This is a genomic window from Acinetobacter lwoffii (genome assembly GCF_015602705.1).
Classification (GTDB): Bacteria; Pseudomonadota; Gammaproteobacteria; order Pseudomonadales; family Moraxellaceae; genus Acinetobacter; species Acinetobacter lwoffii_E.
Genome location: NZ_CP059081.1, coordinates 911,129 through 924,793, shown reverse-complemented (window position 1 = coordinate 924,793; position 13,665 = coordinate 911,129). Strand labels below are relative to the sequence as shown.

Here is a 13,665-nt window from a genome sequence, read left to right as displayed (position 1 = left end):
AAAACAGTAAAGCATTGCTTTCACTGCCTGCGCAAGAGCGTCTTTTAAACTGTGTTCAGGAATTAGATTTTAGAAACCAATTCAGGAATAACAGTGTTCAGGTCACCGACTAACCAGTAGTCAGCGACTGCATTGATTGGCGCTTCTTCGTCTTTGTTGATCGCAACGATCACTTTAGATTCTTTCATACCTGCCAAATGCTGAATCGCACCAGAGATACCTACAGCGATATACAGATCAGGTGCAACGATTTTACCCGTTTGACCAACTTGCATATCGTTTGGTACGAAGCCGGCATCTACCGCAGCACGTGATGCACCTTGAGCAGCACCAAGCTTGTCAGCCAATGGATCAAGGATTTTGTGATAGTTCTCACCAGAACCAACACCACGACCACCAGAAACCACAATACGCGCAGCTGTCAGTTCAGGACGTTCAGATTTTACGATTTCTTCATTGATAAACTTAGAAATACCCGCATCACCCGTAGACGCAGCAGCTTCAACAGCAGCAGAACCGCCCTCAGCAGCTACAGCATCAAATGCCGTACCACGAACAGTCGCCAATACGATGTTTTCGCCTGATTCTACAGTCGCAATTGCATTACCTGCATAGATCGGACGTTTGAAAGTCTTAGGACCATCTACCGCGATGATGTCAGTAATCATGCTTACGTCAAGAAGCGCAGCTGCACGTGGTAAAATGTTTTTACCAGTTGTTGTAGAAGCAGCAAGGATATGTGTATAGCCTTTACCTAATTCAGCAACAAGTTTAGCCACGTTTTCAGCCAATTGGTTTGCATAGGCAGCGTCATCAGCAAGTAATACTTTGCTTACGCCCGCAACTTTAGCCGCCTGGTCAGCAACTGCCTGAGCGCCAGAACCAGCAACCAATACAGTGATATCACCACCGATTTTTTGCGCCGCAGCAACAACGTTTAAAGTAGCAGCGTTTAATGCTTTGTTGTCGTGCTCAGCGATAACTAAAATACTCATGATTTTTATCCTTCTGTATTAGATCACTTTCGCTTCGTTTTTCAATTTTTCTACAAGCTCGTCTACAGACTTCACTTGTACGCCAGCTTTACGCTCTGCAGGTGATTCAACTTTCACTGTCTTCAGTTTAGTTGCAGGGTTTACACCGAAATCTGCAGGTGACTTGGTATCCAGCGGTTTTTTACGCGCTTTCATGATGTTTGGAAGTGCCGCATAACGTGGCTCGTTCAAACGCAAGTCAGTAGTAATGATTGCTGGAAGTGTCAACTCAACAGTTTGTAAACCGCCGTCTACTTCACGTGTTACTTGTACTTTGTCGCCATCTACTTTCACTTCAGAAGCGAATGTACCTTGACCTGCACCCATTAGAGCACCAAGCATCTGACCAACCTGATTCGAGTCATCATCAATTGCTTGCTTACCCAGAAGGATCAATTGTGGTTGTTCAGCGTCAACAACGCCTTTCAGAATTTTAGCGATTTCCAGCGCACCCAGTTGGCTGTCATCAGCTTCAACCAGAATACCGCGGTCAGCACCAAGCGCCATTGCAGAACGGATCTGTTCTTGGGCTTCTTTAGGACCAATAGAAACAACAATGATTTCTGAAACAGTTCCTTTTTCTTTTAAACGAACCGCTTCTTCCACTGCGATTTCACAGAATGGATTAATTGACATTTTAACGTTAGTTAAGTCAACACCACTGTTGTCCGGTTTAACACGAACTTTAACGTTGGCATCAACCACACGTTTTACAGCAACAAGAGCCTTCATGTAATCCTCGGCTGTTTTAGCAAATGTAAATGTTGAGAAAAGTTAGTGTAACTCTTCACTTAAATTTTTTTAGGTGCCCTATCTTGCAATGTGTACGGCATTTCGGTCAAGTCACAATTCAACAAAGAGCTGTAAAAATGCGTAATTTTCCCTGAACGATGCGTTCACAATTAATTGTTATCGTTTTATTACAATGAAATGTATCAATATTTACTTAAAATTTAACCATTGATTTATATTATTTTTTTATCTGATTAATCACATCAGAAGTTTTGATTGATGACATTTAATTTAAACTGATTTAAAGCAGCTTGAAGCAAAACAGCCGGAATATACGTATGTCAGCTTTTGTCATTTTGGACAGAACTCTTTTTGAGAGCGAATTAAACCTAATATAAAGACAAATTGACCAAATAATAAACCAGCGCATTGAATTCTACGCCGACAAAGTGAATATTTAATTTCAAATCTTCGCAATTATAAAAAAAAGCATACTGCGAAGAGTATGCTTTTTTGCAGCCAGATTAATTAATGATTAACCAGCTTGCGGCAAGTGCCAGTAAACCACCAGAAGTTCCATCCACCCATTTTTGTTTACGTTCATCCATTTGGGTTTTCTGGCTGATTTTGCTGAATAAAATACTTAAGCCACAATACACCACAAAAATCAGACTGATAAAAATAAAGGACAGAATCAAACCTTGACTGACAGTATTGGCCGATTTATCAATAAACTGCGGCAAAATCGCAAAATAAATCAACATGCCTTTCGGATTTAACAGTGCGGTAAAAAAACCTTTTTTAATCGGATTGGCTGAGGTCTTTTTCTCAATGTTCAGCGCGTTTTTACTGAATACCGATTTGAGCAAACCAAAGGCCAGATACAGCAGATAAGCAATCCCGAGCCAGCGAATCGTTTCAAACAGCACCGGAAAAGAGACAATAATAGCCGCAATCCCGAGTGCCACAAGGATCGAATGCACCAGATAACCGCAACACACCCCTAAGGTTGCCATCATGCCTGCTTTTGCATCTTTACCCATCACTTGAGACAGGATAAATAACATATCGGGTCCAGGCGTAAAAATCAGGGGAAGCACGGTCAGTGCAAAGAGTACAAATACAGACATTTCCTTTTCCTTTCAAACTCCAGAAAGTGAAATAAGTATCTGCGATTTTTTACAAAATTGGCTTTCAATTTATTTTATAATAAGTATTATTTTTCGAATATTATTCTAATTTATGAAAATATCCACCAAGTCTGTGCGGGTAAAACTTGATCGAATTGATAAAAATATCATTCGACATTTACAAGCCAATGGCCGTATTCAGAATAATGATCTGGCACGTGAAATCGGACTTTCACCTTCGTCCTGTTTACGCCGGGTAAAATTACTGGAAGATGCAGGCGTCATTCAGAATTACACGACTATTGTCGACCAACAAAAAATTGGTTTTCAGCTGATTTTATTTTCGCGCATCTGGCTGGTCGGTCAGGATGCTGAAACCATTGATACCTTTATTGAGGCGATGAAAGAATTGCCGCAAGTGATGGAGTGCTACATTATTTTGGGGGAAAGTGATGCGATGCTGAAAGTCGTGGTGCCTGATCTGGAAAGTTACCGGAAATTCCAGTCGACCCATTTGACCAAAAAAAATGGCATTACCAGTGTCAAAACGGATTTACCCAGCCAGATTATTAAACAGAGTTTCCAGCTGCCTTTAGAAGATTTATAGGCAAACTGATTTTAGACAACGACGCTATGTTCTTAATCTAAGATTTGCATAATCGTAGCTTGCTTAAACCATAACCTGTGCTATAAGCGTATAGATGGCAAGCTCTACCATAAGGAAAAGGTTGCCTATAGAAGCCAACCTTTTCCTCTTGAACAAAGCCAAACCACAGGACTGAATCTTATTTTTATGCTGTGTGAATACTTCAGAATTTACTCAGCTTCTTGTGCTAAAAAATCACGATGTACATGGCTTAAATCTACCAGCTCATAGTCTGCCAATTCAAAAATTTGCCAAATCGCAATCGCATCTTCTTTTAAATCCACTGCCTGGGTCGCACGATTCGACAATTGCCATTGCAAATCAGAAATCCATAAATAGTATTGCCTAGTCGCCGCATTAAAGGCCTGAACTTTTCCATCGGCATTAATCCCTTGAATGATGGCGCCTTCAGGTAAGGTCGCTTCAAGATTGGGTAAGCTAATGTCCACAAAATGCTTGATTTGTCGCAAACCATAACCTGCAAACATTTCTTTTTGAGCTTCACTTAACTGTGCATATTTTTGCTCTATATCTGCAATTACCAGTGTGTCCATGTCACCTCCCATCGGTCAAATACTGAGATGTTACTCAGCAATATTCATTTTAAATATTAAATACTATTTATTGTTATACCTGAAATGGCGCATTTAACGAATAAGACAATAGTGAAATGCTTACCCGAACGCCAGTGTTCAGTTCAATTCCATTTTAAGGTTTATATATGAAAGTTTTGTGCCAAAAATACGATTTTCATGATTTTTATTCTTTAACACTTGTCACATGATCAATCTTCTTTATGCTGCGCACGCGGATGGGCCTGATCATAAATCTGGGCTAGATGATCAAAATCGACATGAGTATAAATTTGCGTGGTGGTTAAATTACTGTGTCCCAGCATTTCCTGCACCGCGCGTAAGTCCCGGCTATTCGACAACATATGACTCGCAAAACAATGTCTTAATAAATGTGGATGTAAATCTACATTCACGCCTGCGCGCTGCGCCTGAAACTTGACCCGATTTTCAATTTGCCGTGCACCAAGCGGATTGCCTTTCTGGGTAATAAATACATTCGCCTCCGGCACAAAATCACCATTCCATAAAGGATAGATTTGCAACCAGGCCATCACGCTGTCTTTGGCCTTGGAACCGAAAGGCACTATCCGGGTTTTATTGCCTTTACCAGTAATGCGTAATAACTGCCGGTTGAAATCAATATCTTTAATTCGCAGGCTTTGCAGTTCTGCCAGACGCAGCCCACTCGAATAAAGCAATTCCAAAATCGCTTTGTCCCGGAGCCACATTTGCTGCTGTATTTCATTTTCAGGCGCAGGCTGATCTATAATCTGGTTGATGGTTTCAATATCCACCATGCCGGGCAAAGGACGCGATTGACGTTTTAACTGAAAATCATCAGCCGGGTTGAAAGCGAGATGCTGGGCCTGCTCGGCCCATTTCATAAACTGGCGGATAGACGAAAGCATGCGCTGAAGACTGCTGGGACTTAACTGATGCTGTTCAACTTTTTGAGCCAGAAACTGGCGTAAATCGGTGGCTTCTACATCGTTTAAATTGAGCTGCTCACGCTGGCAAAACTCTAAAAAATCCGAGACATCACGCTCATAAGCTTGCAAGGTATGTTTGGACTGGTTTTGAATTTCACGTTCTTTCAGCCACATGTTGAGCAAGAGTTGAGGTGAGACAATCACTGCTTGCTCCATTTAGAATTGCTCCAGATAATCTTGAATCAGCATTGCAACCTGATCTGCATGAGTGCTGGCAAAGAAATGATCTCCACCTTGGATAATATGCAGTTTTGCATTTTTAAAAATTCCTGCCAAGTATTGTCCAAGCTGAACAGTGCTTAAAGGATCATGATCGCCCCAGATCAGCAAGATCGGAACGTCAAGACTTACAAGCTGAACGCGGCTAAATTCAGTTTGGTCTTGTACAAACCAGTCCGGTGCTGTTTCAAAATGTTCACTATAATCTCTACGCCAGTCTGCACAATGAAATGTTTTTAAATTCAGCCCACCAGATGTCGCCAACAATACCAGTCCTTTGACTTTCTGTGGATGCTTAAGTGCCAATCCAACGGCCAAGATACCACCCATAGACTGGGCAATCAGAATAGAATCATCCTCTATCTGCTTTTCCACGAATTCTTGCAAATCATGCAGATTTTGAATGGCCAAATTTGGTGCTACGCCATCAAAGCTTGGATAGGCAATGACTTGCTGATCTGGATATTCGGTTAATGCTGCCCTTAATGGCTGCCAAAAGTGCTGGCTTCCTGAAGCACCCGGCAGGAACACAAGCTTATTCATCTCGGTCAAATTCTACGGTTTTTCCCATCCTAGCATAAAAAAAGCACCATCGAAGACAGTGCTTTTTTCTCAAGCGGAACCAAGCTTAACCCTGGAAATAACGTAAATCCAGACGTCCTTCATATACGGTCGCCGTTGGTCCGGTCATCCAGACCACATCACCTTCTTTCCATTCAATTTGCAGCTTGCCGCCTGCCAGTTCAACTTCGACTTTACTCGACAGCAGACCACGACGCATACCTGAAATTGCGGCAGCACAGGCACCTGTACCACAAGCTAAGGTCTCGCCTACACCACGCTCGTACACACGTAAACGTGCATGTTTTTCATCAATAATCTGCATAAAGCCAGCATTGACTCGTGCCGGGAAGCGCGCATGTGATTCAACTTGTGGACCAATACGTGCGACATCGGCAGCAATCACATCCGGTACGATTGTCACCGCATGTGGATTCCCCATATTGACCACATCAATGGTCAGATTTTCACCGCCAGCAAGATCGATGTCATACAGGCTCTCCGGCGCATCAGCTACAAATGGAATTTCCTGAGGCAAAAATTTTGGATAACCCATATTGACCCGTACCCAACCATTCGCACCCAATTCCGGCTCTACAATACCAGATTTGGTTTGTACCTTGATTTTGGTTTTGGTCGTGAGCTGACGATCATGTACAAATTTGGCAAAACAGCGCACGCCATTGCCACATTGTTCCACTTCTGAACCATCGGCATTAAAAATCCGATATTTAAAGTCTGCACTTGGGACATCGGGTGGCTCAACCACCAAGAGTTGATCAAAACCAATGCCGAAGTTACGATTGGCCAAACGCTGAATGGTCAAAGTGTCTAAATAAGCACGCTGGCTGATCAGGTCAACCACCATAAAGTCATTGCCCAGACCATGCATCTTGGTAAATTCTAATAACATCCTGATTTATCCTTAAGGCAATAAACGCTCACGTTCCCAGAGTGATTCAATCGTTTCACGTTCACGAATCAAATGCGCCTGATCAGCATCGACCATTACTTCAGCAGCACGGCCACGGCTGTTATAATTTGAACTCATCACAAAACCGTATGCACCTGCGCCCAGCACAGCCAGCACATCATTTTCCTTGATCGCAAGCTCACGCTCTTTACCCAGAAAATCACCAGTTTCACAAATTGCGCCCACCACATCCCATTCTTTCATTTCGACATCGGTACGAGGTGTAACAGATTGAATATCCATCCATGCTTCATATAACGCAGGGCGAATCAGGTCATTCATCGCTGCATCAATGATCGCGAAATTACGGTGATTGGTTGGCTTGAGCAGATCTACTTTAGTCAGCAGCACACCTGCATTGGCAGAAATACTACGTCCCGGTTCCATATACACTTTCAAGCCCAGTTTTTCTAAAGCTGGACGCAGCGCATTGGCATATTCTTCAACCGACGGCGGGGTTTCATCTTTATACGTCACACCCAGACCACCACCGATATCGATGTGTTTGAGGTGAATGCCCAGCTCTTTTAACTGGTCGATCATCACGATGACACGATCCAGTGCATCGACAAATGGCTGGGTTTCAGTCAACTGTGAACCAATATGGCAATCAATCCCGACCACATCCAGATTTGGCAATGACGCTGCATATTGATAAGTTTCAAACACGCTATCCGATGGAATACCGAATTTATTTTCTTTTAAGCCCGTTGAAATATAAGGATGGGTTTTGGCATCGACATCCGGATTGACACGCAATGAAATCGGCGCTTTGACATTTAATTCAGTCGCAACTTTCTGTATACGATCCAGCTCGGCATAAGATTCGACGTTAAAGCAGGCAATCCCAACTTCTAGCGCTTTTTTGATATCCGCTTCAGATTTACCCAGACCCGAAAATACAATTTTCGATGCATCACCACCGGCTTTCAGCACACGCGCCAATTCACCACCGGTCACAATATCAAAACCGGCACCCTGTTTGGCCAATACATTCAATACCGCAAGATTAGAGTTGGACTTTACCGCAAAACAGATTTGATGGTCGATAAAATCAAAAGCACGATCCATATCTAAAAAATGCTTTTCCAAAGTGGCTTTAGAATAAACATAGAGTGGTGTGCCAAATTGCTCCGCGAGCTGTTGTAATGAACATTGCTCAGCGTGCAATACCCCATTAATGCGGGTGAAACTCATGAAGGTATCCTTTCTGTGAAAGCGTTATGGTGTGGTTTTAACGTCTGAATCGGTAGGTGCAGCAAACTGTTGTTGCACGGGTGCCTCGCGTTCTTCATCGGACGCTTTAGGCTCAGTTTCAGTATTTTTGTATAACAGATACTTGGCACGCTTGTCGTAATTCGGATCATTTGGCAAGTGCAAAGCACCTGACTGTCCACAACCTGCAAGAACAAGACCTGTCGCTAAGATACTGATGTAGCAAATGACTTGGCGCATCTGACCACCTAATGTAATAGTTTCGATGAAGTATAACGCGATCATTCGGCATGACCCAAGCGTTAAACGCTAGAGAGTATCTTTAGACAAAAAAAAACGCCAGCAGATCGCTGACGTTTTTATTGATAAGGTTTATTTACGTTTCTGTTTATAGAAACCAAAATATCCAATGATTAGCAGGATAAACCAGATCGGACTGACCATCAGTGCCTGGCGGGTGTCGTCTTCCAGCGCCAAGACCACGATCATGCTCAGGAAGAAAATAATCACGATCCAACAGCTTACCAGACCGCCTGGCAACTTAAAGGTCGATTTGGCATGCAGTTCTGGACGTGTTTTATAATACACGATATAGCTCCAGATAATGATGATCCAGACACAAATAAACAGAATCGTAGATAAAGTCGTTGCCAAGGTAAAGGCCCGAACGGTATCCGGAACAAAATACTGAAGTGCTGCACCCAGCAACAAACATATCGCAGAGAAATACAGCGCATTTGCAGGCACTGCGCGACGGTTCAAGCGACCAAAGGCAACCGGTGCCTGCTCTTCACGCGACAGGCCAAATAGCATACGACTGGTCGAGAATACGCCACTGTTCATCGATGACATCACTGAGGACAATACCACCAGGTTCATGATAATCGCAGCCGCTGCAATACCAGCTTGACTGAACAGGTTTACAAACGGTGATACATTCGGATCAATCTGGTTCCATGGTGTCACTGACATCACAATTAGCAGTGCCAATACATAGAAAATAATGATACGAATCGGAATAGAGTTCACTGCTTTTGGCAGGTTCTTTTCCGGATCTTTGGTTTCAGCCGCGGTAGTACCCACCAGCTCTACCCCGACAAAGGCAAAGATTGCAATCTGGAAACCGGCCAGGAAGCCCATGGCACCCGTCGGGAACAAACCGCCATGCTCCCAGATATGACTAAAGGATGCGACCGTACCGGCATCATTGGTAAAGCCGGTAAACACCATCCACAGGCCAACGGCAATCAGCACCACAATGGCGATAATTTTGACCAGGGCAAACCAGAATTCCATTTCACCAAACAGTTTTACCGTGACCAGATTCAAGCCCATGATAAACACAATCGCGGCAACACTGATCATCACCCCTTCTTCAGGGCTAAAGGGCAAGCCATTATTGAAGAATTGCAGATAATAAATAATGGCTGACAGATCTGCGATCCCGATGGTGATCCAGCACAACCAGTAGGTCCAACCGACAAAGTATCCGGCCCAAGGCCCGATCAGATCCGTGGCAAAATCAATAAATGATTTATATTGCAAATTGGAAAGTAACAATTCCCCCAATGCACGCATCACCAGAAAGACCATAAAACCGATGATCATATAGATCACCAGAATCGAAGGACCTGCGAGACTGATGGTTTTACCCGAACCCATAAACAGGCCGGTTCCGATGGCGCCCCCAATGGCAATTAACTGTAGGTGCCGATTGGACAAACTCCGCTTTAATTCACCGTGCTCTGCCGATGAATTGTTATATTTTTCTGACATTATTAATTACAACTTTGAGTTTTACTCGCGACAAATTAACGTAAAAAATGCTGAATACAAAAATAAAATTTGCATCATTTGTATTTCCTGATTAATTGAAGAAGTTAATTTATTTTTCTTATATCGCTCTCCAGTTACATTTTTGCTTTATTTTTGACCTGAAAGATTCCAGTAATTTCTTGTCAAATTTTTAAAACTGTGTAAAAAATAAAATACTATTCAGCCAATTTATGCATTTAGGATGAATGCATCTGGCATAGCAATTGCTTTTTAAGCAATACCTCGAACTACACAGACATGGATCAATAAGAAGAATTTTATGCAAAATTTACAAAGTTTAATGGAAACTTTAAGCGGCTGGGTCTGGGGCCCTTATATGCTGGTACTGATTGTCGGTACCGGGATTTTCCTTACCTTCCGTTTATTGTTCTGGCAGTTCCGCATGTTGCCCCTAGCCTTCAAACAGGTCTTTGGCAAGCACCCTGACCATTCAGGTGATATTTCCCAATTTGCTTCATTGATGACCGCACTCTCTGCCACGATTGGTACCGGTAACATTGCCGGCGTAGCCACTGCCTGTGTCCTCGGGGGTCCGGGCGCCGTGTTCTGGATGTGGATGACCGCCCTGTTTGGTATGGCCACCAAATATGGCGAAGGTGTTCTGGCAGTCAAATACCGAGTCAAAAATGAAAAAGGTGAAATGTCGGGTGGTCCGATGTACTACATCGAGCGTGGTCTGAAATGGAAATGGCTGGCACTGATTTTTGCCTTGTTCGGGACACTGGCTTCTTTTGGAATCGGCAGTTCAGTACAGTCGAATACTGTAGCACTGGCGGTTGAAAACAGCTTGGGCATCGAAACCTGGATGACCGGTATCGTCATTACCGCCTTTTCAGCACTGGTGATTCTCGGCGGAATTCAAACCATTTCTCGCGCTTCTTCAGTAATTGTTCCAGTTATGGCCCTGGGCTATGTTGCAGGGGGAGTGACGATTATCATCAACAATCTGGAGTTAGTCGCTCCAGCCCTGAAAATGATCTTTACCTATGCCTTTACCGGTGAGGCTGCTGTAGGTGGTGCGATTGGCGCAGCGATTCGTTATGGTGTAGCGCGTGGAGTATTCTCCAACGAAGCCGGTATGGGTTCTGCACCGATTGCGGCCGCAGCAGCGAAAACCGATCATCCGGCGCGTCAAGGTCTGGTGTCTATGACTGGTACCTTTATTGATACGATTATCGTCTGTTCGATTACCGGTATTGTACTGGTGATGGGTTATATCATGGCCGGCAACTCATTCGGTGACCAGACCGGCGCAGTATTGACCATCAGCGCGTTTGACAAACTGTTGCCTGGGATCGGCGGCTGGATTGTGACCCTCGGGATTATTTTCTTTGCTTATTCCACCATCTTGGGTTGGAGCTACTATGGCGAGAAATGTGCCACTTATTTGCTCGGTGAGAAGTTTGTGCTGCCCTATCGCATTATTTATATCGCTTCGGTATTTATTGGCTGTGTGGCGACCCTTGATCTGGTTTGGCTCTTCGCCGATACCTTTAATGGGCTCATGGCGGTTCCAAACTTAATTGCACTATTGCTTTTATCCGGAGTGATTGCCAAGGAATCGAAAGACTTTATTGCAAGACGTAAATCTGGTGAACTTTATTAATTGATAAGCTATTTAATTACTCAACTTAAATAGTAAAGAGCCACGTCAATCGTGGCTTTTTCTGCTTAATCTTTTCCATTTTTCATTATGAAAATTTAGCAACGCAAACCACCCCATTGTGGTACTTTGCTATCAGACTCGAGTTCAAGCGCCAGAGCCAAAGAAAGAACAAAAAACAGAATCCCGTCAATTTTCATATTGCCCTGATCATCTTCCAGATACTCACTCAGTTTTTGGTAGGCTTTATGCTGCAGATCAAAAGGTACATCCAGATAAAGACCACCCAGGTAGATTTCACTATGGACGGTTTGATCCACACCTAAACACGGCATATAGACAATGCCCTGTTGCTCTAGCCAGCCGATCAAAATCTGGCGAACCGAGTTTGCGTCCCGATCTGGATGTACATAATGATCAAAATGCACAAACAGCACATCACGGTTTTTTTCACGTGCGATCGCATCAATATGTTTCAGCAATTGTGACAAGATCTGTTCCATTCCAGCATAACAAGATGGGCATTATAGACGGCGTTGACGCATAGCATTCAAATCAGCATAAATAAAAACGACAAGCCTTGTCGTAAAAACTATGATTTTTCAGGTGAAAGGCTTGGTTTTCTATAGCATTCACCGCTATGCTGTCACTCAATTTCAATCGCTACATCTTCAAATATGGCTAAAGCAAAAAGTGTGTATCGTTGTGAACAGTGTGGTGCCGATCATCCAAAATGGTCGGGGCAGTGTTCTGAATGCGGGGAATGGAACAGCCTGGTTGAGGTGACCATTGCACCGGCAGTGACGCATCGCGCCCAGCCAAAAATCGGTGGTGGATATGCAGGCCAGGCGTCCAGCATCACGACTTTAAATCAGGTTTCAGTCTCTCATGAAACCCGTCTGCCGACGGGGATCAGCGAATTTGACCGGGTCTTGGGTGGCGGACTGGTGACCGGTTCGGTGGTCTTGATCGGCGGTGATCCCGGGATTGGTAAATCGACTATTTTGCTACAAACAGCCACGCACATGGCATCTGCCAAAAATCCAGCCCTGTATGTGACCGGTGAGGAATCCTTGTCTCAGGTGGCTTTACGTGCCCAGCGTCTGGATCTGCCGACCGATCAGCTCAAAGTCATGGCAGAAACCTGTGTCGAACGTATTTGTGAAGTGCTGGCCCAGCAACGTCCTGCGGTGGCCATTTTGGACTCGATCCAAACCCTGTATACCGAGACCCTACAATCTGCACCGGGTGGTGTCTCACAGATTCGTGAATCAGCGGCTCTGCTGACCCGTTTTGCCAAAAATAGCGGTACATCTTTATTCTTGGTCGGTCATGTGACCAAAGAAGGCGCCTTGGCAGGTCCGCGCGTACTGGAACATATGGTCGACTGTGTGCTGTATTTTGAAGGCCAATCGGATTCACGTTACCGGATGATTCGAGCGGTCAAAAACCGTTTTGGTGCAGTCAATGAACTCGGTGTGTTCGGCATGACCGATAAAGGTCTACGCGAAGTTTCCAATCCTTCAGCCATCTTTTTAAGCCGTTATGATGAAGCCATTCCCGGCTCGATTGTGATGATCAGCCGTGAAGGTACGCGCCCGCTTCTGGTTGAAGTTCAGGCATTGGTCGATGATGCACATGGCCAACCAAGACGCGTAGCGCTTGGTTTGGATCAGAACCGTCTAAATATGCTCCTTGCAGTCATGCATCGGCATGGTGGTGTGCAAACCTCCGGCCAGGATGTTTATGTCAATATTGTCGGTGGTTTGAAAATCACCGAAACAGGTTCGGATCTGGCGGTACTTCTCGCCTGCGCTTCCAGCATTCGTGGCAAAGCCTTACCGCAACAGCTGGCGGTTTTTGGGGAAGTCGGACTGTCTGGAGAGATTCGCCCTGTGCCGAACGGTCAGGAACGGCTGAAAGAAGCGATTAAACATGGTTTTAAATACATTATTGTCCCTCGCGGCAATGCACCGCAAAAATCCATTGAGGGCGTGCAAATTATTGCAGTTGCGCGTTTACATGAAGCCTTGAGCGAGGCAATGGCGCTGAGTGATGAACTCAATTAACTGTAAACCGGCTCATTTCGTACAAAGAGCAAAAAAATACAGATTTTTGATTGAAATTCCACACAAAGCCTATATAAATAGAC

General features: G+C 44.2%; 14 protein-coding genes. 3 read left to right on the top strand and 11 right to left on the bottom strand.

The features are described 5' to 3' along the window. Nucleotides 1-62: 62 nt before the first annotated feature. From H0S56_RS04410 to H0S56_RS04400, 3 genes are all read right to left on the bottom strand, one after another. A complete protein-coding gene (locus H0S56_RS04410; RefSeq protein WP_004280494.1) occupies nucleotides 63-995 on the bottom strand; it encodes an FAD-binding protein in 933 nt (310 codons plus the stop codon). Between the two features lie 18 nt (nucleotides 996-1,013). Then, the gene (locus tag H0S56_RS04405; protein WP_004731799.1) at nucleotides 1,014-1,766 is read right to left on the bottom strand and encodes an electron transfer flavoprotein subunit beta/FixA family protein; all 753 of its coding nucleotides are present in this window, start codon (nucleotides 1,764-1,766) and stop codon (nucleotides 1,014-1,016) included. A gap of 524 nt (nucleotides 1,767-2,290) precedes the next feature. Continuing rightward, nucleotides 2,291-2,896, bottom strand: a complete 606-nt coding sequence (locus tag H0S56_RS04400; RefSeq protein WP_005252483.1) for a LysE family translocator — start codon at nucleotides 2,894-2,896, stop codon at nucleotides 2,291-2,293. 112 nt (nucleotides 2,897-3,008) lie between these two features. On the opposite strand from H0S56_RS04400, the gene H0S56_RS04395 reads away from it, so the two are divergent. Further along, nucleotides 3,009-3,503: an Lrp/AsnC family transcriptional regulator gene (locus H0S56_RS04395; protein WP_004645712.1), complete on the top strand. Its 495-nt coding sequence runs from the start codon at nucleotides 3,009-3,011 to the stop codon at nucleotides 3,501-3,503. Nucleotides 3,504-3,712: 209 nt separating this feature from the next. Here the strand turns inward: H0S56_RS04395 and H0S56_RS04390 are convergent, their stop codons facing one another. From H0S56_RS04390 to H0S56_RS04360, 7 genes are all read right to left on the bottom strand, one after another. Then, nucleotides 3,713-4,096 (bottom strand): hypothetical protein, encoded by a 384-nt coding sequence (locus H0S56_RS04390; RefSeq protein WP_195725744.1) that lies wholly within the window; start codon nucleotides 4,094-4,096, stop codon nucleotides 3,713-3,715. A 230-nt stretch (nucleotides 4,097-4,326) separates the two neighbouring features. Continuing rightward, entirely contained in the window at nucleotides 4,327-5,262 is a 936-nt protein-coding gene (xerA, locus tag H0S56_RS04385; protein ID WP_195725743.1) for a site-specific tyrosine recombinase/integron integrase, read from the bottom strand. Then, nucleotides 5,263-5,868 carry an alpha/beta fold hydrolase gene (locus H0S56_RS04380; protein WP_195725742.1) on the bottom strand — a complete coding sequence of 202 codons (606 nt, stop codon included), beginning with the start codon at nucleotides 5,866-5,868 and terminating at the stop codon, nucleotides 5,263-5,265. It lies immediately after the preceding gene. A gap of 85 nt (nucleotides 5,869-5,953) precedes the next feature. Next, entirely contained in the window at nucleotides 5,954-6,799 is an 846-nt protein-coding gene (gene dapF, locus H0S56_RS04375; protein ID WP_195725741.1) for a diaminopimelate epimerase, read from the bottom strand. A gap of 12 nt (nucleotides 6,800-6,811) precedes the next feature. Next, nucleotides 6,812-8,056, bottom strand: coding sequence for a diaminopimelate decarboxylase (lysA, locus tag H0S56_RS04370; protein WP_005252491.1), 1,245 nt, complete (start codon nucleotides 8,054-8,056; stop codon nucleotides 6,812-6,814). 24 nt (nucleotides 8,057-8,080) lie between these two features. Continuing rightward, nucleotides 8,081-8,314 (bottom strand): LPS translocon maturation chaperone LptM, encoded by a 234-nt coding sequence (gene lptM / locus H0S56_RS04365; protein WP_195726050.1) that lies wholly within the window; start codon nucleotides 8,312-8,314, stop codon nucleotides 8,081-8,083. A gap of 132 nt (nucleotides 8,315-8,446) precedes the next feature. Next, on the bottom strand, nucleotides 8,447-9,850 hold the full coding sequence (locus tag H0S56_RS04360) for an amino acid permease (protein WP_129716710.1): 1,404 nt from the start codon (nucleotides 9,848-9,850) through the stop codon (nucleotides 8,447-8,449). A gap of 319 nt (nucleotides 9,851-10,169) precedes the next feature. Between H0S56_RS04360 and H0S56_RS04355 the strand changes: the two genes are divergently transcribed. Then, the gene (locus H0S56_RS04355; protein ID WP_005103909.1) at nucleotides 10,170-11,516 is read left to right on the top strand and encodes an alanine/glycine:cation symporter family protein; all 1,347 of its coding nucleotides are present in this window, start codon (nucleotides 10,170-10,172) and stop codon (nucleotides 11,514-11,516) included. 95 nt (nucleotides 11,517-11,611) lie between these two features. Here the strand turns inward: H0S56_RS04355 and H0S56_RS04350 are convergent, their stop codons facing one another. Further along, a complete protein-coding gene (locus H0S56_RS04350; protein ID WP_195725740.1) occupies nucleotides 11,612-12,016 on the bottom strand; it encodes a hypothetical protein in 405 nt (134 codons plus the stop codon). 174 nt (nucleotides 12,017-12,190) lie between these two features. Between H0S56_RS04350 and radA the strand changes: the two genes are divergently transcribed. Further along, the gene (radA, locus tag H0S56_RS04345) at nucleotides 12,191-13,582 is read left to right on the top strand and encodes a DNA repair protein RadA (RefSeq protein WP_004731817.1); all 1,392 of its coding nucleotides are present in this window, start codon (nucleotides 12,191-12,193) and stop codon (nucleotides 13,580-13,582) included. Nucleotides 13,583-13,665 lie beyond the last annotated feature (83 nt).

Coding starts and splice junctions, on each gene's coding strand:
- H0S56_RS04350 (WP_195725740.1), bottom strand. CDS start 12,016: ATGGAACAGATCTTGTCACAATTGCTGAAACATATTGATGCGATCGCA.
- H0S56_RS04380 (WP_195725742.1), bottom strand. CDS start 5,868: ATGAATAAGCTTGTGTTCCTGCCGGGTGCTTCAGGAAGCCAGCACTTT.
- radA (WP_004731817.1), top strand. CDS start 12,191: ATGGCTAAAGCAAAAAGTGTGTATCGTTGTGAACAGTGTGGTGCCGAT.
- H0S56_RS04395 (WP_004645712.1), top strand. CDS start 3,009: ATGAAAATATCCACCAAGTCTGTGCGGGTAAAACTTGATCGAATTGAT.
- H0S56_RS04390 (WP_195725744.1), bottom strand. CDS start 4,096: ATGGACACACTGGTAATTGCAGATATAGAGCAAAAATATGCACAGTTA.
- dapF (WP_195725741.1), bottom strand. CDS start 6,799: ATGTTATTAGAATTTACCAAGATGCATGGTCTGGGCAATGACTTTATG.
- H0S56_RS04355 (WP_005103909.1), top strand. CDS start 10,170: ATGCAAAATTTACAAAGTTTAATGGAAACTTTAAGCGGCTGGGTCTGG.
- lysA (WP_005252491.1), bottom strand. CDS start 8,056: ATGAGTTTCACCCGCATTAATGGGGTATTGCACGCTGAGCAATGTTCA.
- H0S56_RS04405 (WP_004731799.1), bottom strand. CDS start 1,766: ATGAAGGCTCTTGTTGCTGTAAAACGTGTGGTTGATGCCAACGTTAAA.
- H0S56_RS04400 (WP_005252483.1), bottom strand. CDS start 2,896: ATGTCTGTATTTGTACTCTTTGCACTGACCGTGCTTCCCCTGATTTTT.
- H0S56_RS04360 (WP_129716710.1), bottom strand. CDS start 9,850: ATGTCAGAAAAATATAACAATTCATCGGCAGAGCACGGTGAATTAAAG.
- xerA (WP_195725743.1), bottom strand. CDS start 5,262: ATGGAGCAAGCAGTGATTGTCTCACCTCAACTCTTGCTCAACATGTGG.
- lptM (WP_195726050.1), bottom strand. CDS start 8,314: ATGCGCCAAGTCATTTGCTACATCAGTATCTTAGCGACAGGTCTTGTT.
- H0S56_RS04410 (WP_004280494.1), bottom strand. CDS start 995: ATGAGTATTTTAGTTATCGCTGAGCACGACAACAAAGCATTAAACGCT.